We start from the raw sequence: 20,250 nt of genomic DNA, 5'->3' as shown, positions 1-20,250 counted from the left end.
TACCGGGTGTCTCAGGCCGATCGCGCGAACAGCAGACGCCGCCAACCGCGGCGCCGCGGTTCCGCCGTCGACGGGCAACGGCCCCGGCTGCGTACCGTCCGGGAGACCTCGGCGGGCGGCCTCGTCGTCGCCGGGCTGGACGGCCCCGCCGAGCAGCGCAGCGCCGCCCTCATCGGGCGGACCGACCGGCGCGGCAGGCTGCTCTGGTCGCTGCCGAAGGGCCACATCGAAGAAGGGGAGACCGCCGAGCAGACCGCGATCCGCGAGGTCGCCGAGGAAACCGGCATCAACGGACTCGTTGTCGCCGAACTCGGGAGCATCGACTACTGGTTCGTGACCGAGGGCAGGCGGGTACACAAGACCGTGCATCATTTCCTGTTGCGTTCGGTCGGCGGCGAGCTGTCCGACGCGGACGTCGAGGTCACCCAGGTCGCCTGGGTGCCGCTGACCGAACTGAACTCCCGGCTCGCGTACGCCGACGAACGGCGGCTCGCCGAGGTGGCCAACCGGCTGATCGACCGGATGGAGACCGGTAAGCGATGACACGCGGGCTGATCCGGGTCGCCGCGGCGATCCTGACCATCCTCGGTTCGATTCTGGTGATGGCGCCGCTGACCGGTCCGGTCGCGGCCCAGCCGAGCGGGTCCGGCGATGCCGACCAGCAGATCGGGATGCCGAAGTTCCTCAAGCTCTCCCTCGATTCGGTGACGCCGACCGCGGTGACCACCGCCAGCGACCCGGTGGTCACGGTGACCGGGACCGTCACCAATATCGGCGACCGGGTGGTCGACGACATCAGCGTCCGGATCCAGCGCGCGGCCGCGATCACCGAGCCGGGCGGGGTGCGCAGCAGCCTGCGGCTGGACCAGGTGAACTACGAGATCGTCGGGCCGTTCCAGGATGTCGCGGAGCGGCTCAGCCCCGGGCAGCGCAAGCAGTTCATCCTGACCGTCGCGGTCCGCGGCGCCACCGAGACCTCGGACGGGGCGCTGGAGATCACCGAGCCCGGCGTCTACCCGCTGCTGCTCAACGTGAACGGCGAGCCCGCCTACGGCACCCAGGCCAGGCTGGACGACGCCCGCTTCCTGCTCCCGGTGCTCGGCGTCCCGCCCGCGAGCGGCAGCGAGCCCGCGGTCCCCGCCGCGCCCGCGCCGCCGGTCGCCACCACCGTGCTCTGGCCGCTCGCCGACCGCCCGCGCTGGGTGCCGACCGAGCCCGCCGAGGACAGCGGCCAGGTGCTGCTCACCGACGACGAGCTGGCCGCCTCGCTCGGCAAGGGCGGCCGGCTGGACCAGCTGCTCGGCGCGCTGGAGAACGAGATCGGGGTCGACGGGGCCAGGAACCGCACCCTGGCCTCCAGCATCTGCCTCGCCATCGACCCCGACCTGCTGCTCACCGCCACCGCCATGACCGACGGCTATCGGGTGCTGGCCAGCCCGTCCGACCCGGACGGCCAGACCAGGGACGGCAGCGGCGCCGCGCAGGCGCGGGCCTGGCTGGACCGGCTGCGCGTGCTCGCCGCCGGGAACTGCACCGTCGCGCTGCCCTTCGCGCAGGTCGACCTGACCGCGCTGGCCGCCGTCGGCGACCCGGCGCTCACCGCGCGCGCGGTGCGCGAGCCCGCCGACATCGTGGACCGGCTGCTCGGCACGCGCTCGCTGCGCGGCGTCGGCATCCCGGACTCCGGCAGCATCGACCCGGCCGCGGGCGGGCTGCTCCGGGACCAGAACATCCGCACCGCGGTGCTGGCCGACGCCGCCGTCGCCGAGCAGGGCACCGCGGGCGCCGCCGACGAGCTCACCGGCGGAGCCTGGGACCAGGTCGGCGTCGAGCCGGTGCCCGCCGAGCCCGCGCACCCCGAGGTGGTCCGGATGCCGGGCATCGTGCCCGCGACCCCGACCACCGCGATGGCCGAGACCCCGGCGGGCGAGGGGCCGGGCAGCAGCCAGGACCAGGCGCTGCACGCCGTCACCTACGACATCTGGCCCGCCACCGCGCTCGCCGCCGTCGGCTCCAACCCGCCGACCCCGTCGTTCACGCCGGCCCGGGTGCGCTACGACGTCACCAACGACTCGCGCACCGCCCGGCTGCAGGACGCGCTCGGCGCGCTCACCTGGACCGCGCTCAACCCGCGGCCGGACCGCCCGCGCGCGCAGCTGCTGGTCCCGCCGCAGCAGTGGGGCGCCAACCGGGAGGAGGCCATCGCGCTGCTCCGCCAGGTGGACACGCTGCTCACCGGCGGCATGGCCACCGCGCGCGCGCTTCCCGAGCTGCTGGCCCAGCCCGCCGACCCGCGGCCGTACGAGCCGGACCACCTGCCGCGCGCCGTCGCGGACGGCGTGCCGGAGCGCTTCGTCGCGCCGACCCGCGACCAGGGCGCCAGGATCACCGCGCTCTCCCGCGCGCTCGTCGAGGTGCCGGAGCTGGAGCTCACCCCCACCGAGTACGTGACCCCGCTGCGCGACGACCTGATCCGCGCGCTCACCCTCTCCGACCGGCGCGGCGGCGACAGCGCGCAGCCCGACGTCTACGCCCAGCGCAGGCTGGACCGCACCGCGGGCACCATGGACCAGATCTACCGCTCGGTCACGGTGCTCCCGCCCGGCGGCGTCTACACCCTCGCCTCCGAGCAGAGCCCGCTGCTGCTGGTGGCGCGGAACGAACTGCCGGTGGCGATCCGGGTCAAGTTCCGGATCGAGGCGCCGCCGGACGCCGCCATCGACGACACCGGCGAGCAGATCCTGCCGCCGAACGGCACCCGCTCCTTCCAGATCCCCACCGAGGTGAACGACAGCCGCAACCTCGTCATCCCGATCTCGCTCACCACACCCGACGGTGTCGCACTGGGTAACGCGACCTCGGTGTCGGTGCGGTCGAACGCCTACGGCCAGGCGCTGGCGATCATCACCGCGTGCGCGGCGACGCTGCTCCTGCTGCTGGCGGGGCGCCGCCTCTGGCACCGGTTCCGGGGCAGGCCCGACCCGGCCGACGAGACCTTCGATCCCGAGGTCGAGCGCCAGGTGAGCCGCTACCGGAGGTTCCTCGCCCGGGCTGTCCGCCGCCGGGAGCCGCTGTGAGGGACAATCGCAGTGCGCCAGGACAGCAGGAGGCAGGATGAGCGACGAACATCCGAACGCTCATCGGCCCCACCCCGAGGACGACCGGGACGGCGCGCCCCCGCGGCGCGCCCCGACCGCGCCGTGGGAGCGCGGGCTGTATCGGCCGCAGGGGGATCCGGAGGGGGGAGCGGAGATGTCCGACGGTGCCACCGAGCGGTTCTCCGACGAGCCGCCGCGGGTTCCGCAGGTCAGCAGGGCGGAGCCGGGGTTGCGCGGCCCCGACGGGGCGCGCCGCGTTCCGCCCGCGGGTGGTCGCGGCGGTACGCCGCCGCCGCGCACGGTCGGTCCGGCGCCGTCCGGCGGGATGCCGAGGCAGCCTCCGCCCTCCGGCGGAATGCCGCAGCAGCCACGGCCGTCCGGGGCACGGCAGGTGCCACCGGGGGAGCGGCCCGCGGGCAGGTCGCGGCAGTTGCCCCCCGAGGGCGCGCCGCCGTCCGGTGGGATGCCGCGACAGGGGCCCGGGCAGCAGGCCGCACGGCCGGGTCCCGGGCGAAGGCCCGCCGGAGATCCCGCGCGTCCGGCGCAAGCCGCTGAACACGGACGTCCGGCGTCACTTGGTGAACACGCGCGTCCGGCGCAAGCCGGTGAACACGGACGTCCGGTGCCGCATGGTGAACACGCACGTCCGGCGCCCGCCGGTGAACACGCCCGCCCGGCGCCGCCATCCGGCGCGCTCCCGCGACAGCGCCCGCCCGCCCCCGGCGACCGACCCGCCCCCGGCGACCGACCCGCCCCCGGCGACCGGCACATCCCGGGCGACCGGCACGTCCCGCCGCCGAACTACGGCGACCGCCCCGTCCCGCCGCCGCGCGGGGAACGCCCCCCGCGCCCCGCACCTCCGCTCGACGAGCGCGGCATGCCGCAGGGCCGTCCGCCCGCCCCGCGCGGCGAGCCACTCTCGCCCGCGTCGGGCGACCGCCAGGCCCCGCCCGGCAGATCGACGAACGCACCCCGCGCCGAGGCGCCACCGCATGCGGGCGCGTACGCCGCGCCGAGGCCCGCTGCGCGCGGGGAGGCGCCAGCGCGCGAACCCGCGGCGCCGCGCGCGGAGAACGCCGTCGTCCCACCGCAGCAGCGCGGCGCCGAGGCACCGCCGCAGACTCCGCGCGGCCCGCGCGACGGCCGCCCGCTCTCGCACGGCGAGCCGATCCCCGGCGAACCCCGCCGCCCCGCACCCCCGCGCCGCCAGGGCGCGCAACCGGCCTCCGGCGGCATGCCGCGCCAGCCCGCGCACCCGGGCCAGCAGCGCTACCCGGCCGAGCCGAGCCAGGACCGCAGGCACGCACACGAGGCGCCGTCGGCCCGCCCGGCCCCGCAGCGCATCCCGGCGGCGGAGCCCAGGCACGCCCGCGCGGCCGAGCCCGCGACCTCGCACTACGCCAGGTCCGCGACCGCGCTCGCCCCGGAACCGGAGCAGCCGGAGTCGAAGGAGAGCGCGAACGCCCGCCTGCTCCGCGACTCCGGCTCGATCGCCATCGCCACCCTGATCAGCCGGATCACCGGCTTCGGCAAGCAGCTGCTGCTGCTCGCGGTGCTCGGCCCCGCGGTGGCCAGCTCCTTCGTCTCGGCGAACCTGATCCCGAACATGATCGCCGAGCTGGTGCTCGGCGCCGTGCTCACCGCGATCGTCGTCCCCACCCTGATCCGCGCGGAGCAGGAGGACGACGACCACGGCGCCGCCTTCGTCCGCCGCCTGGTGACCGCGGCCTTCACCGTGCTCGCCACCGCCGCGCTGCTCGCCACCGCCGCGGCCCCCATCCTGGCGACGCACGTCTTCGTCTCCTCCGACGGCAAGGTGAACACCCAGCTCACCACCGCGCTCACCTTCCTGCTCGTCCCCGCGATCCTCTTCTACGGCATGTCCGCCCTGCTCACCGCCATCCTGAACACCAGGCAGGCCTTCCGCCCCGGCGCCTGGGCCCCGGTGCTGAACAACGTGGTCGTGCTGCTGATGCTCGGGATGTACGCGCTCACCCCCGGCGAGATCAGCCTGGACCCGGTGCGGATGGGCGACGCGAAACTGCTGGTCCTCGGGCTCGGCGTGACGACGGGCGTCTTCGTGCAGGCCGCCAGCCTGCTGCCCGCCATCCGCAGGCACGGCATCGACCTGCGCCCGCTGTGGGGAATCGACGCCAGGCTCAAGCAGTTCGGCCGGATGGGCATCGCGATCATCCTGTACGTGCTGATCAGCCAGGTCGGGCTGATCGTCGCGAACAACATCTCCTCGCACGCCGACGAGGCGGGCCCGGCTATCTACTCGAACGCCTGGCTGCTGCTGCAGCTGCCGTACGGCGTCCTCGGCGTCACTCTGCTCACCGCGATCATGCCGCGGCTGAGCCGCAATGCCGCCGCCGACGACACCCCCGCGGTCGTCGACGACCTCTCGGTCGCCACCCGGCTCACCATGATCGCGCTGGTGCCGGTGGTGGCCTTCCTGACCCTGGCGGGCCCGCAGGTCGGCGAGGCGCTGTTCGGCTACGCCCGCTTCGCCGAGGACGCCGAGCGGCTCGGCCAGGCGGTCAGTTGGTCGGCGTTCGCGCTGATCCCGTACTCGCTGGTCCTGATCCACCTGCGCGTCTTCTATGCCCGCGAGCAGGCGTGGACGCCGACCTGGATCGTCCTCGGCATCACCGCGGTGAAGATCGTCCTCTCCGCGCTGGCGCCGGTGCTGGCGAGCGACAGCTCGCAGGTGGTGGTCGTGCTCGGCGCGGCCAATGGCGTCGGCTACGCCGCGGGCGCGCTCATCGGCGGCTACCTGCTGCACCGCAGCCTCGGCGACCTGCGGATGGCGAACGTCGGGCGGACCGTCTCCCGGGTGGTGCTCGCCTCGGTCGCGGGCGGCGCGGTCATGTTGATCGTGGACCGGGTGCTCGGGCTCGGCAGGCTCTCCGAGTCGTTCGGCGGCCCCGGCTCGCTGATCCGGGTCGCGATCCTCGCCGTCGTCATGTTCGGCGTCGCCTTCGGGCTGATGCGGCTCGCTGGCATCCCGGAGATCGTCGCCATCACCGTCGCCGTCTCGCGCCGCCTCGGCCGGACCCCGCCCGCACCCGATCTCGACCTCGACGCGCCGGTCGCGGAGGAGGCGACCCGGGTGCTGCAGCGCCGCGATCCCTACGATTACCCGCGGTTCGACCCCTACGGGGACTCCACCCAGACCATGGTGCTCCCGGTCATCCGGCCGGACGCCGTTGGCCGTACCGGTTCGGGGCACTTCCCGTACCCTGTTCGGCAGAGAAGCACAAGTGGCGACGACGAGACTTCGACGTATGCGGCCGAAGGAGGACCGAGGGTGAGCGACGACGCGGTGGGCGGCGTCCCGGCCGATTCCCCAGGGAACCGGCCCGCCGGGCTCTCCACCGAGCATCGACCCGCGGACCAGCCGCCACAGCCGGACCAGGGCGGACGGGTGCCGCCGCAGGCCGGGCCGGTACCAGGCGCGCCCCAGCCGGGGCCGGATGCCGAGGCCACGGTCCGGATCGGCCCCGGCGAGCTGCCGCCCGATCCTGCCCCCGCCCCGCAGCCCGATACCGGCTCGGCGCACGCCCACCCGCCGCGCGACCCCATGTACGACACCGGCATGCTGCCGATTCCGCCGGTCGGCGGCGAGCAGGGGCCGGGCCGCCGGATCCCGCGCGGCCCGAAGCTGATCCCCGGCGCCTCGGTCGCGGGCGGCCGGTACCGGCTGCTCGCCGACTGCGGCGGCTCGCGCGGGCTCAAGTTCTGGCAGGCGCTCGACATCAAGCTGGACCGCGAGGTGGCGCTGACCTTCGTCGACGCCGACCAGAAGGCGGGCGAGAACGCCGGGCAGGACGGCCCGCAGGCGATCCTCTCCCGCACGCTGCGGCTCGGCCGGATCAACTCGCCCGGCCTGGCCAGGGTGCTCGACGTGGTGCGCGGCTCGTCCGGCGGCATCGTGGTCGCCGAGTGGACGCCAGGCCGCTCGCTGCGCGAGATGGCGGAGACCGTTCCCTCGCCGATCGGCGCCGCGCGCGCCATCCGGGTGCTCGCCTCGGCCGCCGAGCTGGCGCACCGCGGCGGTGGCGCGCTCTCCATCGACCACCCGGACCGGGTGCGGATCAGCGCCTCCGGCGACGCCGTGCTCGCCTTCCCCGGGACGCTCAGCGACGCCGACGCCCAGGGCGACGTGCGCGGCCTCGGCGCCATGCTCTACGCCCTGATCCTGGCCCGCTGGCCGATCCGCTCCGGCGGGCTGAGCGGCCAGGCCGCCACCGTCGGCGGGCTCCGGCTCGCCGACTTCGGCCAGGACGGCACGCCGGTGGAGCCTCGCCAGGTGCGGCCGGAGGTGCCCTTCGAGATCTCCGCGGTCGCGGTGCGCTCGCTGGAGTCGAACAAGGGGGTGCGCACCGCCGCGACCGTCCAGCACGTGCTGGAGCAGGCCTCGGTGGTCGACCAGAAGACCGACTTCATCCCGGTGCTCCGGCTCGGCCAGCGGCAGCAGCCGCCGGTCGAGGAGTCGCTCGCCGACCCGGAGCTGCTCGCCGCGGAGCGGGAGCGCTCGCAGCGGATGCTCTGGATCATGGTCGGGCTCGGCGTCCTCGCCGCGCTCGTCGTCGGCATCGTGATCTGGTGGATGGTCAGCATGTTCGCGGGCGGCGAGCCGTCCGAGCCGCTCGACCAGTCCAACAACATCGGCCTGACCAGCGAGACCACCGCGCCGCCCGCGGCGCCGATCGGCCCGGCCGAGCCCGCCGCGAACGAGGTCGGCGCGGCGCCGGTGCCCGCCACCGCGGTCGGCGTCTTCTCCCCGGAGGGCACGCCGGACGGCACCGGCAGCGCGGGCGCCGTGATCGACCGCGACCCGGCCAGCACCTGGCGCACCGACCAGTACTTCCAGCAGTTCCCGGCGCTGAAGAAGGGCGTCGGGCTGCTGGCCACGCTGCCGACCCCGGCCCGGCTCAGCTCGGTCGCCATCGAGTCGCCGAGCGCGGGGACGACGGTGGAGATCCGCACCTCGCCCACCGAGTCCCCGACGCTGGACCAGACCCAGCTGATCGGCTCGGCGCGGCTGGAGAACGGCGTCACCGACATCCCGGTGCGCGCCGATCAGTCGGCGCGCTACGTCCTGGTCTGGATCACCGGGCTCGGCAACGACGGCGGCCGCTTCCAGACCGCCATCGGCGAACTCCGCTTCAACGCCGCGCCCTGAAATCACTGCTCAGCAAGGGTTTTAGGGGCTGATCCCCGGCCGCTCGGCCGTGTTGCTACCCCGTCGTAGCTGACGATATGATCGCTCCGCGCTCTCGGCAGGGGAGCTGGTGCGCCGCGACCGCGTCCGCACCGCAGCGAGCGCTGTCCAAGGGGTTGGCATTGTCGTCCGAAGTGAACCGCGGGGGGATGTCGCGGCCGTTCGAACTCGGCGCCGCGAGCGATTTCGAGTTGCTGCGCGCGCACGTGACCGGGCAGCAGCACGCCTTCGCCGAGCTGCTCCGCAGGCACCGCGACCACCTCTGGCAGACGGCGATGCGGATCGCCTACACCAGGGAGGACGCGGCCGACTCGCTGCAGGACGCGCTGCTGAACGCGCACCGCACCGCCGCCTCGTTCCGCGGTGATTCCGAGGTGCGCAGCTGGATGCACACGATCGTGGTGAACGCCTGCCTGGACCGGATCCGGCGGAACAAGACGCGGCGGGCGATCTCGCTGTCGCCGGAGACCATGCCCGATCCGGCGGATCCCCGGGATGGAATCGCCGAATTGGAAGTTTCGTTGATGCTCGGGCGGGCACTGTTCACCTTGCCGCCCGATCAGCGCGCGGCCGTGGTCGCGGTGGACCTGGAGGGGCTCAGCGTGGCCGAGACGGCGGCGCTGCTCGGGGTCGCGGAGGGCACGGTGAAGAGCCGGTGCGCCCGCGCCCGGCTCCGGCTGCGGGAACAGCTCGAGGATCTCCGTGACCCGGGGAACCGGACGTAGCGGCGGTGCGTCATTAATAGTGACGGACCACAGCGCGATGAACACGACGACCGCCCCCGTCGCGAAGGGGACCTGTGATGTCAGGTGAGTTCCATGTCGGATGAGAACAGCGGAGGTGCGATGGCGACCCGATCGGTCCCGCAGCCTCCGTTCTCGGCGGACGTGCTGGCCGATCTGCACGCGGGCAATTTCGAGCCCGAGGTCCGCGATCAGCTCTGGCCCGCCGTCAACGGCGATCCCGAGGCGCTGCGCGTGCTCCGCTCGCTGGACGAGGTGCGCACCAGGATTCACGCGCTCGGCTCCGAGGAGCGGGTCGTGCACGCCATGCCCGCCGACATCGCCGCCCGCCTGGAGCGGTTCGTCACCGATCTCGACGGGGTCGAGCCCACCGAACAGCTCGAGCACCGGCCCGGGGCGGAGTTCGATGCCGCAGGCTCCCCGCACCCGGTACCGCCGCTCGCCGGAACGTCGCCGCTCGCCGCCTCCTCTGACGTCGAGGCAACAACGCCGCTCGACGGCACCGCCGACGTCGAGGCAACAACGCGGCTCGCCGCCTCCGCCCACGGCGCGGCAACAACGCCGGCCGGCTCCGGTACCGGCAATGTCGAGGCGCTGGCCCGGATCGGCGGACCGGTGGCGTCAGAAGCGGCCACCGTCGTCCCGCTGGCGCCCCGCCGCAGGCGCCCGACCTTCCTGCTGACCGCCGCCGCGGCGGCGCTCCTGGTCCTCGCCGTGGCGGCGGGGATCACCGCCGTCCTGCGGGCGGGCACCGAGACCGGCACCCCGACCGCGCAACCCGCGCCGAACGCGCTCGACGTCGGCGACCAGCTCACCTCCGCCGCAGCGCTCGGCGCCATGGGCCGCAGCGACGTCACCGGCCCGCTCGGCAGCGCCGCCGCCCTGCAGCGCTGCGTCGCCGCCAACGGCCTGGAGCGCCCCGTGCTCGGCTCCACCGACGTGGTCTTCCGCGGTGGCCCCGCGGTGCTGGTCCTGCTGGCCGGGCCGCGCTCCCCGGGGGTCACCGCGCTCGTGGTCGGCACCGGCTGCACCACCGGCGACCCGCAGCAGCTCACCCGCACCGACATCGGGTGATCGCCCGCACAGCCGCCCTTTTCGCCCGCGCGCGGCCCGCGCCACACCGGGAATTCCACCCGATACCCTGGTGTTGACCGAGACGTCAGACGTCCCACTGCTTCGGAAGGGCCCCATGAGCACGCCTGTTCGCGACCTGATCATCGTCGGCTCCGGCCCCGCCGGGTACACCGCCGCCGTGTACGCCGCGCGCGCCGAGCTCGAGCCGCTGCTGTTCGAGGGCACCCAGTTCGGCGGTGCGCTGATGACCACCACCGAGGTGGAGAACTTCCCCGGCTTCCGCGAGGGCATCATGGGCCCCGACCTCATGGACGAGATGCGCGAGCAGGCCAAGCGCTTCGGCACCGAGATCCGCACCGAGGACGTCGACGCGATCGACCTCTCCGGCCCGATCAAGACCGTGACCGTCGGCGGCGAGACGCACCGCGCCAACGCGATCATCCTCGCCATGGGCTCGGCCGCCCGCTACCTCGGCGTCCCCGGCGAGGAGAAGCTGCTCGGCCGCGGCGTCAGCGCCTGCGCCACCTGTGACGGCTTCTTCTTCAAGGGCCAGGAGATCGTCGTGGTCGGCGGCGGCGACTCGGCGATGGAGGAGGCGATCTTCCTCACCAAGTTCGCCACCACCGTCACCGTCGTGCACCGGCGCGAGGAGTTCCGCGCCTCGCGCATCATGCTGGAGCGCGCCAAGGCCAACGAGAAGATCAAGTTCGTGCTGAACACCGAGGTGATCGCGGTCAACGGCGATTCCGCGGTGACCAGCCTGACCCTGCGCGACACGAAGACCGGGGAGACCTCCGAGCACGCCGCCACCGGGCTGTTCGTCGCCATCGGGCACGATCCCCGCAGCGAGCTGGTGCGCGGCCAGGTCGAGCTCGACGCCGACGGCTACGTCCAGGTGCAGCACCCCACCACCGCCACGAACATCCCCGGCGTCTTCGCCGTCGGCGACCTCGTGGACCACATCTACCGCCAGGCGATCACCGCGGCGGGCACCGGGTGCCGCGCCGCGATCGACGCCGAGCGGTGGCTGGGCGAGCAGGGCGACATCTCGTCGAACACGCTCGACCACGCCGGTTCCCCGGTGACCCCGGTGTCCTGACGGACCCCGTTCCAGCGCAAGGAGATAACCCGTGTCCGACAAGAAGACGGTGACCGTCACCGACGCCTCGTTCGCCGACGACGTCCTGCTCAGCGAGAAGCCCGTACTCGTCGACTTCTGGGCCGACTGGTGCGGCCCGTGCAAGATGGTCGCCCCCGTCCTGGAGGAGATCGCGGGCACGCACGCCGACAAGCTCACCATCGCCAAGCTGGACGTGGACGCCAACCCCGGCACCGCGCGCGACTACGAGGTGCTCTCGCTCCCGACCATGATGCTGTTCTCCGGTGGCAAGCCGGTCAAGAGCATCGTCGGGGCCAAGGGCAAGGCCGCGCTGCTGCGCGAACTCGAGGGCGTCATCTGACACCGGGAACCCCCGGTTCACCGTAGTATGCCTGGGACCCGCGATTGCGGCGTTACGGCTGAGGTCTGCGACAATCGACCGACGCTCCGGTCGTGCGAGGGTTCACACCGTCGCATGAGTGGGTACCCGGGATCAACGGAAGGAAAGGGCCCTCACGCATGCACCGACTTCGTCACGGCGACGGCGGTCCGGCGGTCGCGGAAGTCCGGAGCACCCTGGCGAGTCTGGGATTCCTGAACTCTCATGCGGGCGCGGACCAGAACGACCCGCCGGAGTACTGGAAGGACGTCGAGGCCACCTTCGACCACCCGCTCGACTCCGCGGTGCGCGCCTTCCAGCAGCACCGCGGGCTGCTGGTGGACGGCATCGTCGGCCCCGCGACGTACCGGGCGCTCAAGGAGGCCTCGTACCGGCTCGGCGCCCGCACCCTGATCTACCAGCTCTCCGCCCCGCTGTACGGCGACGACGTCGCCACGCTGCAGCGCCGGCTGCAGGATCTCGGCTTCTACGTGCACCGGGTGGACGGCTACTTCGGCCCGCACACGCACGAGGGGCTCACCGCCTTCCAGCGCGAGATCGGGCTTGCCGCCGACGGCATCTGCGGCCCCGACACTTTGCGCTCGCTCGAACTGCTCGGCGCCCGCGTGACCGGCGGCAATCCGCACCGGATCGCCGAGGAGGAGGTCGTGCACCGGGCCGGGCCGCAGCTCACCGGCAAGCGCATCGTGATCGATCCCGGCCTCGGCGGCCCGGACCGCGGGCACCCGGTGCCGACCGAGTTCGGCGACGTCTACGAGTCCGAGGTGCTCTGGGACCTGGCCAGCAGGCTGGAGGGCCGGATGGCCGCCACCGGCATGGAGACCTTCCTCTCCCGGCCCTGGAACGCCAACCCCAGCGATGCCGAGCGCGCCGAGACCTCCAATGCCTTCGACGCCGACCTCATGATCTCGCTGCGCTGCGCCACCAACCCGAGCCCGTCGGCGAACGGCGTCGCCGGCTTCTACTTCGGCAACTCCCACGGCTCGGTCTCGATGATCGGGCAGGTACTGGCCGGCTACATCCAGCGCGAGGTGGTGGCCAGGACCTCGCTGCAGGACTGCCGCACGCACCCGCGCACCTGGGACCTGCTCCGGCTCACCAAGATGCCGACGGTCCAGGTCGACATCGGTTACCTGACCAATGAATACGACGCCTCGGTACTCACCACGCCCCGGATGCGCGACGTGATCGCCGAGGCCATCCTGGTCTCGGTGAAGCGGCTCTACCTGCTCGGCCAGGACGACCAGCCGACCGGCACCTACACCTTCGCCGAGCTGCTCGCCGAGGAGCTGGCCGCCGCCGACCGGATGTAGTTCCCGCTCTGCACGACAGTGGCCCCGCCCGATTCCGGGCGGGGCCACTGTCGTTCGCGGGGATCAGCAGGGCGCGCCTACCCGAGCGGGCGGGGTCATCGACGCAGCCGCGAGCAACTGGTCCAGCGCGCGCTCGACATCCTCCTTCCAGCCGTGGTCGGAGTCGATCTCCAGCCGCAGCCGCGGGAAGCGGTGGTGCGGCGCCACCACCTCGAAGCCCGCGTCCTCCAGGAAGTCGGCCTCGATCATGCAGGTCTCCGGCGAGCACGGGCCGATCGAGGCGCTGGCGGTCGGCGCGGCGCCGAACGCGGGGCTGTCGATCCGCTCCAGCAGCCGCATCGACCCCGCGGTGCGGTCGCCGAGCAGGGTGGCCGGGGGAGCGGAGCGGATCCCGAACGCCTCCAGCGCCCGCACGCCGCGGCGCACCAGATCGGCCACCACGGCCTGGATCAGCTGGTGGGTGACATCGCGGTCGGCGTACATCGCTTCGGCCCGCAGCGTGGTCAGCAGGATGGCGTCCGGGCTCACCGGCGAGGTCGGGAAGAGCCCGGCGCGCGGCACCGCGTTCGGCGGGGAGTAGATGGCACACCCCGCGCTCTGCCCGTCGACCTCGGCGACCTGGCCGCAGGAGCCCCACTCCAGCATGACCATGGAGAGCCAGGCCTCCTTCTCGAAGACCGGATCGCTGAATTCCCTGGAGTCGGCGGCGACCGCCGGATCGATCTCCCAGAAGACGCACCGCCGTGCGTGGGTGGGCAACTTGTCGAGGTCCCCGAGGGTGAGTGCTGTGACGCTGGTCGACACCGCTCTGCTCAGCCTCCAGCTGTCCGATTCGTCTACGCTCACTGGTCTCGCTCGCAAGAATAGGCGATCCGTCGAAATCCGAAACCCTTCGGGGGCGAAGCCGATTTCGCAGTCGGATTTCCGGCACTGTCACAGTGACGTTTCAAGCCTGGCCTCTCGGTCATCGGCTGACAGCGCCGAAAATCCATGGTTGGGGTCACCCGCCGAGCTGCTGCTGCTCCATCATCCCGACGATGCGTTCCAGGTCCTCGACCGAGCCGAACTCGACCACGATCTTGCCCTTTCGCTTACCCATGCTAACGACCACCCTGGTGTCGAACGACTCCGAAAGCCGCTCGGCCACGGTCTGCAACCCCGGCATGTGAATCGGCTTGCGCCGGATCGGAGCGGGCTTCAGGACGGACTCGTCGCGATTGGCGAGGGTGACGGCCTCCTCGGTGGCGCGCACCGAGAGCCCTTCGGCGACGATCCGGGCGGCCAGCACCTCCTGCGCATCCGCGCCTGCGGCCAGGCCGAGCAGCGCGCGGGCGTGGCCCGCCGAGAGCACGCCGGCCGCCACTCGGCGCTGCACCGGAATCGGCAGCTTCAGCAGCCGGATCATATTGGTGATCACCGGGCGGGAGCGGCCGAGCTTGCCCGCCAGCTCCTCGTGCGTGACGCCGAACTCCTCCAGCAGTTGCTGGTAGGCGGCCGCCTCTTCGAGCGGGTTGAGCTGCACCCGGTGGATGTTCTCCAGCAGCGCGTCGCGCAGCATGGAGTCGTCGGCGGTCTCCCGGACGATGGCCGGGATCGCGGTGAGCCCGGCCTCCTGGCTCGCCCGCCACCGCCGCTCACCCATGACGAGCTGGTAGCGGTCGGCGCCCGGCTGCACCCGGCGGACCACGATCGGCTGCATGAGCCCGAACTCGCGGATCGAGTGCACCAGCTCCGCGAGCGCGTCCTCTTCGAAGTAGGTGCGCGGCTGCTTGGGGTTCGGCTCGATCTGGTCCGGCGGGATCTCGCGGTAGACCGCGCCGCCGATGTCGACCAGCTCCGGGAGCTCGGGGAGCTCGGCGGCGCCGGTCGGCACCGCGCGGGGGAGGGGAGTGGGTACCGGGGGCTGCTCACCGAGCACGCTCCCGGTGCCGGGCGCGACGGCCGGCCCCGTCGGGATCAGCGCGGCCAGCCCGCGCCCCAATCCGCCCTTCTTCGCCTGCGTCATCGGCCTACCGATCCCTTCCTTGTTCGCCACCGACCCGTACTTCCCATCGTCGCAGGCGGTCAGGCACTGGCGGCATCATTGCGCGGCGCCACGCCGCGGGCGGCGATCTCCCGGCCCGCGTCGAGGTAGCTCATCGCACCCCGGGAACCGGGGTCGTAATCGAGCACCGTCATGCCGTAGCCGGGCGCCTCGGAGACCTTGACGCTGCGCGGGATCACCGAGCGCAGCACCACGTCACCGAAGTGCGCGCGCACCTCCTCGGCCACCTGGTCGGCCAGCTTGGTGCGGCCGTCGTACATGGTGAGGATGACGGTGGAGACGTGCAGCTCGGGGTTGAGGTGCGCCTGCACCAGCCCGATATTGCGAATGAGCTGCCCGACCCCCTCCAGCGCGTAGTACTCGCACTGGATCGGGATCAGCACCTCCTTCGCCGCCACCATGGCATTGACGGTGAGCAGGCCGAGCGACGGCGGGCAGTCGATCATGACGTAGTCGATGTTGTAGCCGGCGAGGTTGGCCTCCTGGATGGCGGCCTTGAGCCTGCCCTCCCTGGCGACCATGGAGACGAGCTCGATCTCGGCACCGGCCAGGTCGATGGTCGCCGGGATGCAGAGCAACCGCTCACTGTGCGGGCTGGTCTTGATCGCCTCCTGCACCGTGGTCTCGCCGATCAACAGCTCGTAGCTGGACGGCACGCCCGAGTGGTGCTCGATGCCGAGCGCGGTGCTGGCATTGCCCTGCGGATCGAGATCGATCACCAGCACGGTCATGCCCTGGTGCGCCAGCGCGGCCGCCAGGTTCACCGCCGTGGTGGTCTTGCCGACCCCGCCCTTCTGGTTGGCGATCGTCATGACGCGCTGTTCGCGCGGCTTCGGCACCGTCACTCCTCCTGGATGAAGCACTTGACTGGCCCGATGCGCCTCGACGGCAATCGGGGTTTCACTCGGGGAGATGTGGCCGAACGGCGTGTTCCCGAACGACTCCGCATCGAAGCTGCTGGAGTCCAGCATCCCCGGAACTCTCGACGTGGTTTCCCGTGAAACATTGGCCGGCCCGCTCGACATAACTGCTCCTAACCCGAGAACTCACAACCCCGTACACCGGTACGCACGCGCACGGAGTCGGGTCGTTCACAGCCGTGTCGGGGGATCGAGATGCGTTGCTCGGGTTCGCGAGACCCGATGGTCCGAGCGGAGCTCCCTGCTGCCGCCGTCGACACCCACATCCCTTCGTGGCAACTGCGCTCACGCCGACGGTGAACACTTTGCCAGCAGTGCGGGCGGAACGAAAGCTGAATCGCGGCGGGGCGCGAACGACACGCGGAATGTGCGTTGTTTCCCGTGAAACATCGGGCATTTTCGCGACTCCGGTCTGTTCCCGGTGCGGTTCGGGGGAGCGGGGCCGGTTCATGTTTCCCGTGAAACAGTGGGTCGACCCCTACCGCGACTTCCGCCCCTTCACCGCGCGCCGCAGGGCGGCCCGCTCGGCGCGGGGGAGCAGCTCGGCCGCGACCACGAGCGTCGGCACCTCCAGCACCTCGGCTCCACACTCGAGCACCGCGACCCCACCCGCACCGACGCGGGCCAACTCTGCGGCATCGCGCTCGACCTCCTCGCGCGCACTGCTCCCCTTGAGCGCGAGCATCCGCCCGTGTTCGCGGAGCAGCGGCATGGACCACTGCGCGAGCTTGGCGAGCGGAGCGACGGCGCGGGAGGTGACGACATCGGCGCCGCCGACCTCCTTCAGCACCCCGTCCTGTTCCGCGCGACCGCGGACCACGGTCACCGGCAGCTCGGCCTCCTCCAGGAACTCGCTCAGGAACACGGTGCGCCGGAGGAGCGGCTCGACCAGCGAGATGCGGAGGTCGGGGCGGGCGATGGCGAGCGGGATCCCGGGAAGCCCGGCGCCGCTGCCGACATCGACGACGGTCGCACCGGGCTCGATCAACTCGCCGAGCACGGCGCAGTTGAGGATGTGCCGATCCCACAGCCGGGGCACCTCGCGCGGCCCGATGAGGCCGCGCTCGACACCGGCCGAGGCGAGCGCGGCGTGGTACCGCACCGCGAGCGGCAGCCGGTCGCCGAAGATCAGCGCGGCGGCGGGCGGCGGGTCGACGGAGCTCGGCTCGACGACGCCCGGGTCAGGTTCCACGTGAAACATCCTTCCGACGACACGAGACCCCCGGACACGGCGAGGGCCCCCGGTCCGAAGACCAGAGGCCCTATCCAATCATCCGCCGCGGCGGGCCGGGTCACGCAGGGACGACCACCACGTGCCGGTTCGGCTCGACGCCCTCGCTCTCGCTCGCGACGCCGTCCACCGACGCGACCGCGTCGTGCACGATCTTGCGCTCGAACGGCGTCATCGGCACCAGCGGCTCGGGGGCGCCGCTGGCGAGCACCCGCTGCGCCGCCGCCTCGCCGAGCGCGCTCAGCTCGGTGCGGCGCTTGGCCCGCCAGCCCGCGACGTCGAGCATGAGCCTGCTGCGCTCGCCGGTCGCCTGCTGCACCGCGAGCCGGGTCAGCTCCTGCAGCGCGTCCAGGACCTCACCGTTGCGCCCGACCAGCTTGGCGAGATCCTTCCCGCCGTCGATGCTCACCACGGCGCGGTCGCCCTCGACATCGAGGTCGATGTCACCGTCGAAGTCGAGCACGTCGAGCAGCTGCTCGAGGTAGTCGCCCGCGATCTCCCCCTCTTCGATGAGCGCCTCTTCCGCGTCGCTCTCGACCTCGTCGGTCTCCGGATCGGCGTGCACAGTCGTCGTCGCCACGGTGGCGTCCCCTCCGTCGATCTCAGCAGTCATGTGTTCTTCCTTCACCTGTTCTCCGCGGGGAGCGTTCGCCTCGTTCCCCGCGACAGCGGACAGCGATCAGCGCCTACGTTTCTGGTTCGCCCGGCCGCGGTTGGCCGGGCGCTTCTGCCCGCCGGGCCGCTTCTGGCCGGAGTTCTTCCCGGCCGCCTTGGCAGGCGGCTTGGCGGCGGGCTCGGAGCCGTTGGTGCTCGCGGCCTCCTCCGACCCGGCGCCGGACTGCTGCGGCTTCTTCCTGGTGTCCACCGGCTTGGCGCCCGGCTTCGGGGCGTTCTGCGAACGCTGCTCCAGCTTCGCCTGCTTCTTCGCTTCCTCTTCCTTCTCCATGCGGCCGAAGACGAGGTGCTGCTGCGCGTAGGTCCAGATGTTGTTGGAGACCCAGTAGAGCAGGATGGCGATCGGCAGGAACGGGCCACCGACGAGCACGCCGAGCGGGAACACCCAGAGCGCGAGCTTGTTCATGATCGCGGCCTGCGGGTTGGCCGCGGCCTCCGGCGTCTGCCTGGCGACCGAGGCGCGCGCGTTGAAGTGGGTCGCGATGCTGGCGATCACCATGAGCGGGATGGCGACCAGCGCGATGCTCAGCTTGCTCGGCACCCCACCCCAGTCGGCGAAGGCCTGCAGCTCGGAGGCGGGCGCGGTGATGAACGCGGAGATCGGCGCGCCGAAGATGCGCGCGCTCAGGAAGGACTGGACGTCGGTCGCGCTGAAGACGTAGTTGGGGGTGTGCGCGTTGTCGTAGGCGCTCATGCCGAGCTGGCCGAAGCCGTGGCCGGTGCGGTTGAACGAGCGGAGCACGTGGAACAGACCGAGGAAGACCGGCACCTGGGCGAGGATCGGCAGGCAGCCCATGAGCGGGTTGAAGCCGTTCTCCTTCTGCAGCTTCTGCATCTCCAGCGCCATCTTCTGGCGGTCGTTCTTGTACTTCTTCTGCAGCTCCTTGATCTGCGGCTGCAGCTCCTGCATCTGCTTGGTGGTGCGCACCTGGCGCACGAACGGCTTGTAGAGCACCAACCGCAGCGTGAAGACGAGGAAGACGACCGCCAGCGACCAGCTGAGACCGTTGTCCGCGCCGAACACGAACCCGAATACTCGATGCCAGAACCAGAGGATCCAGGACACCGGATAGTAGATGAAATCGAGCACGGTTCTGTGTACTCCCGTCGTTACGTCTCGCCGATCACCGCGTGCGGCGATCCTTTACCAAGCCTTCGGCCCCGCCGCGTCCGCGGTGCGGCGCGCGTCCCGCTTCCGCTCCGGAACCGGGTCCCACCCACCAGGGTGCCAGGGCGCGCATTTGACCAAACGCACGACCGTCAGCAAGAGCCCGATCACCAGCCCCCTGGTGCGCAGCGCGGTGACCGCGTACTCGCTACAGGTGGGGGTGAACCGGCAGATCGGCATGCGGGTGGGGGACACGTACGTCCGGTACAGCTCGATCAGGAAGATCAGCGCTCGTGCGGGGAGCCGGACCAACCCGGCCGCGCGCTTCACGACGGACCACCGGCCCGCTCGGTCAGCCCGAGCCTGCGCAGCGCCGCGCGGAGCTGCCGGAGCAGGTCGTCCGTGCCCGCGGCGGCGGAGCCGGGGAGCGCCCGGATCACGATGTCGATATCCGCGGGCAGCTCGGGCCGCACCTGGGCGCACAGATGACGCAGGCGGCGGGCGACGCGGTGACGGATCACCGCGTTGCCCACCGCCTTGCTGACGATCAGGCCGAAGCGGGGCCCGCCGATGCGGACCTCCGGCTCGGCCGGTGGAACCTGCGTTAGCTCGCTCCCGGGGGCTGCGGACGTGCCGGAGCCCTGGTCGTACTCGTGCGTGAACGCGTGCACGACCAGATCTCGTCTCCCGATTCGCTGGCCGCGGCGCACCGTCCGGGAGAAATCGGCACGATGATGCAACCGATACGGCTCAGGCAACACCCGAGCGTCCGAGAGCGATCAGATCAGGCAGTCAGTTCGGCGCGGCCCTTGCGGCGACGCGCCGAGACGATGGCGCGACCCGCACGGGTGCGCATCCGGAGGCGGAAGCCGTGCACCCGCGCCCGACGACGGTTGTTCGGCTGGAACGTCCGCTTGCCCTTGGCCACGGTTCAACACTCCTCGAGTCGATGGGCGCCGCGCGGCACCCGAAGCTTGTCGGTGATACATCTGTCCGGCCTCGCGGCGCGGATCAGTCCCGGCGCACAGTCGGTCAATCACGACCGATTACGGTCAGCACAGGACCACCCATCACACCGGGGGATGACTGTCTGAGGGTACTGAGCCCGTTCGAGCAGGTCAAACTGGCCCCCGGCACGGTGCGCACCCCCTCCCTTCCGCACCGCAGCCCCACCGGCTATCGTGAGTTCGTCCACATCTCCCCGGCACCCGGGCCCCGCCCGCCGGACCGCAGTTGCTCATCGGTAGCTACAGAAGTGCAGGTCCAGGCCACATAGCGGCGCTCACCGGGGCTTTTCCCTTCATCCCCAGGGTTCTCC

The 20,250-nt window shown here is 72.1% G+C and carries 17 protein-coding genes; 8 read left to right on the top strand and 9 right to left on the bottom strand.

Going from position 1 to position 20,250, the window contains the following annotated elements:
- Positions 1-6 precede the first annotated feature (6 nt).
- From ACFUUZ_RS09560 to ACFUUZ_RS09525, 8 genes are all read left to right on the top strand, one after another.
- Positions 7-543 carry an NUDIX hydrolase gene (locus ACFUUZ_RS09560; RefSeq protein WP_378694295.1) on the top strand — a complete coding sequence of 179 codons (537 nt, stop codon included), beginning with the start codon at positions 7-9 and terminating at the stop codon, positions 541-543.
- The gene (locus ACFUUZ_RS09555; protein WP_378694293.1) at positions 540-3,077 is read left to right on the top strand and encodes a DUF6049 family protein; all 2,538 of its coding nucleotides are present in this window, start codon (positions 540-542) and stop codon (positions 3,075-3,077) included. Before ACFUUZ_RS09560 ends, ACFUUZ_RS09555 begins: the two co-directional genes overlap by 4 nt.
- Positions 3,078-3,975: 898 nt before the next feature.
- The gene (locus ACFUUZ_RS09550) at positions 3,976-8,286 is read left to right on the top strand and encodes a lipid II flippase MurJ (RefSeq protein WP_378694291.1); all 4,311 of its coding nucleotides are present in this window, start codon (positions 3,976-3,978) and stop codon (positions 8,284-8,286) included.
- Between the two features lie 188 nt (positions 8,287-8,474).
- On the top strand, positions 8,475-9,050 hold the full coding sequence (gene sigM, locus ACFUUZ_RS09545) for an RNA polymerase sigma factor SigM (RefSeq protein WP_378694289.1): 576 nt from the start codon (positions 8,475-8,477) through the stop codon (positions 9,048-9,050).
- 120 nt (positions 9,051-9,170) lie between these two features.
- Positions 9,171-10,142, top strand: a complete 972-nt coding sequence (locus ACFUUZ_RS09540; protein ID WP_378694287.1) for a hypothetical protein — start codon at positions 9,171-9,173, stop codon at positions 10,140-10,142.
- A gap of 115 nt (positions 10,143-10,257) precedes the next feature.
- Complete coding sequence (gene trxB / locus ACFUUZ_RS09535) at positions 10,258-11,241, top strand: thioredoxin-disulfide reductase (RefSeq protein WP_378694285.1); 984 nt, start codon at positions 10,258-10,260, stop codon at positions 11,239-11,241.
- Positions 11,242-11,272: 31 nt separating this feature from the next.
- Positions 11,273-11,602, top strand: a complete 330-nt coding sequence (trxA, locus tag ACFUUZ_RS09530) for a thioredoxin (protein ID WP_378694283.1) — start codon at positions 11,273-11,275, stop codon at positions 11,600-11,602.
- 158 nt (positions 11,603-11,760) lie between these two features.
- Complete coding sequence (locus ACFUUZ_RS09525) at positions 11,761-12,954, top strand: N-acetylmuramoyl-L-alanine amidase (RefSeq protein ID WP_378694281.1); 1,194 nt, start codon at positions 11,761-11,763, stop codon at positions 12,952-12,954.
- Between the two features lie 63 nt (positions 12,955-13,017).
- On the opposite strand, the gene ACFUUZ_RS09520 is transcribed toward ACFUUZ_RS09525, so the two are convergent.
- From ACFUUZ_RS09520 to rpmH, 9 genes are all read right to left on the bottom strand, one after another.
- Positions 13,018-13,758 carry a GNAT family N-acetyltransferase gene (locus tag ACFUUZ_RS09520; RefSeq protein ID WP_378694280.1) on the bottom strand — a complete coding sequence of 247 codons (741 nt, stop codon included), beginning with the start codon at positions 13,756-13,758 and terminating at the stop codon, positions 13,018-13,020.
- Positions 13,759-13,954: 196 nt separating this feature from the next.
- The gene (locus tag ACFUUZ_RS09515; protein WP_378694278.1) at positions 13,955-14,959 is read right to left on the bottom strand and encodes a ParB/RepB/Spo0J family partition protein; all 1,005 of its coding nucleotides are present in this window, start codon (positions 14,957-14,959) and stop codon (positions 13,955-13,957) included.
- A 59-nt stretch (positions 14,960-15,018) separates the two neighbouring features.
- Positions 15,019-16,023: a ParA family protein gene (locus ACFUUZ_RS09510; protein WP_378694276.1), complete on the bottom strand. Its 1,005-nt coding sequence runs from the start codon at positions 16,021-16,023 to the stop codon at positions 15,019-15,021.
- Positions 16,024-16,396: 373 nt separating this feature from the next.
- Positions 16,397-17,119, bottom strand: coding sequence for a 16S rRNA (guanine(527)-N(7))-methyltransferase RsmG (rsmG, locus tag ACFUUZ_RS09505; protein ID WP_378694274.1), 723 nt, complete (start codon positions 17,117-17,119; stop codon positions 16,397-16,399).
- 91 nt (positions 17,120-17,210) lie between these two features.
- Entirely contained in the window at positions 17,211-17,762 is a 552-nt protein-coding gene (locus ACFUUZ_RS09500; RefSeq protein WP_378694272.1) for a protein jag, read from the bottom strand.
- A gap of 66 nt (positions 17,763-17,828) precedes the next feature.
- Positions 17,829-18,914 carry a membrane protein insertase YidC gene (gene yidC / locus ACFUUZ_RS09495; protein ID WP_378694270.1) on the bottom strand — a complete coding sequence of 362 codons (1,086 nt, stop codon included), beginning with the start codon at positions 18,912-18,914 and terminating at the stop codon, positions 17,829-17,831.
- 54 nt (positions 18,915-18,968) lie between these two features.
- A complete protein-coding gene (gene yidD / locus ACFUUZ_RS09490; RefSeq protein ID WP_378694268.1) occupies positions 18,969-19,262 on the bottom strand; it encodes a membrane protein insertion efficiency factor YidD in 294 nt (97 codons plus the stop codon).
- Positions 19,259-19,693 carry a ribonuclease P protein component gene (gene rnpA, locus ACFUUZ_RS09485; RefSeq protein WP_378694266.1) on the bottom strand — a complete coding sequence of 145 codons (435 nt, stop codon included), beginning with the start codon at positions 19,691-19,693 and terminating at the stop codon, positions 19,259-19,261. The genes yidD and rnpA overlap by 4 nt, the downstream gene beginning before the upstream one ends.
- A 23-nt stretch (positions 19,694-19,716) precedes the next feature.
- The gene (gene rpmH, locus ACFUUZ_RS09480) at positions 19,717-19,860 is read right to left on the bottom strand and encodes a 50S ribosomal protein L34 (protein ID WP_005516618.1); all 144 of its coding nucleotides are present in this window, start codon (positions 19,858-19,860) and stop codon (positions 19,717-19,719) included.
- Positions 19,861-20,250: the final 390 nt, after the last annotated feature.

This window comes from Nocardia sp. NPDC057353, from assembly GCF_042667085.1.
In the GTDB taxonomy this organism is placed as follows: Bacteria; Actinomycetota; Actinomycetes; order Mycobacteriales; family Mycobacteriaceae; genus Nocardia.
This window is presented reverse-complemented; position numbering and strand designations above follow the sequence as displayed.

What these genes read in the sequence shown, in the direction of transcription:
- ACFUUZ_RS09555 (WP_378694293.1), top strand. Translation starts at nt 540, where the DNA reads ATGACACGCGGGCTGATCCGGGTCGCCGCGGCGATCCTGACCATCCTC.
- ACFUUZ_RS09550 (WP_378694291.1), top strand. Translation starts at nt 3,976, where the DNA reads ATGCCGCAGGGCCGTCCGCCCGCCCCGCGCGGCGAGCCACTCTCGCCC.
- sigM (WP_378694289.1), top strand. Translation starts at nt 8,475, where the DNA reads ATGTCGCGGCCGTTCGAACTCGGCGCCGCGAGCGATTTCGAGTTGCTG.
- ACFUUZ_RS09540 (WP_378694287.1), top strand. Translation starts at nt 9,171, where the DNA reads ATGGCGACCCGATCGGTCCCGCAGCCTCCGTTCTCGGCGGACGTGCTG.
- trxB (WP_378694285.1), top strand. Translation starts at nt 10,258, where the DNA reads ATGAGCACGCCTGTTCGCGACCTGATCATCGTCGGCTCCGGCCCCGCC.
- ACFUUZ_RS09525 (WP_378694281.1), top strand. Translation starts at nt 11,761, where the DNA reads ATGCACCGACTTCGTCACGGCGACGGCGGTCCGGCGGTCGCGGAAGTC.
- ACFUUZ_RS09515 (WP_378694278.1), bottom strand. Translation starts at nt 14,959, where the DNA reads ATGACGCAGGCGAAGAAGGGCGGATTGGGGCGCGGGCTGGCCGCGCTG.
- ACFUUZ_RS09510 (WP_378694276.1), bottom strand. Translation starts at nt 16,023, where the DNA reads ATGTCGAGCGGGCCGGCCAATGTTTCACGGGAAACCACGTCGAGAGTT.
- rsmG (WP_378694274.1), bottom strand. Translation starts at nt 17,119, where the DNA reads ATGTTTCACGTGGAACCTGACCCGGGCGTCGTCGAGCCGAGCTCCGTC.
- ACFUUZ_RS09500 (WP_378694272.1), bottom strand. Translation starts at nt 17,762, where the DNA reads ATGACTGCTGAGATCGACGGAGGGGACGCCACCGTGGCGACGACGACT.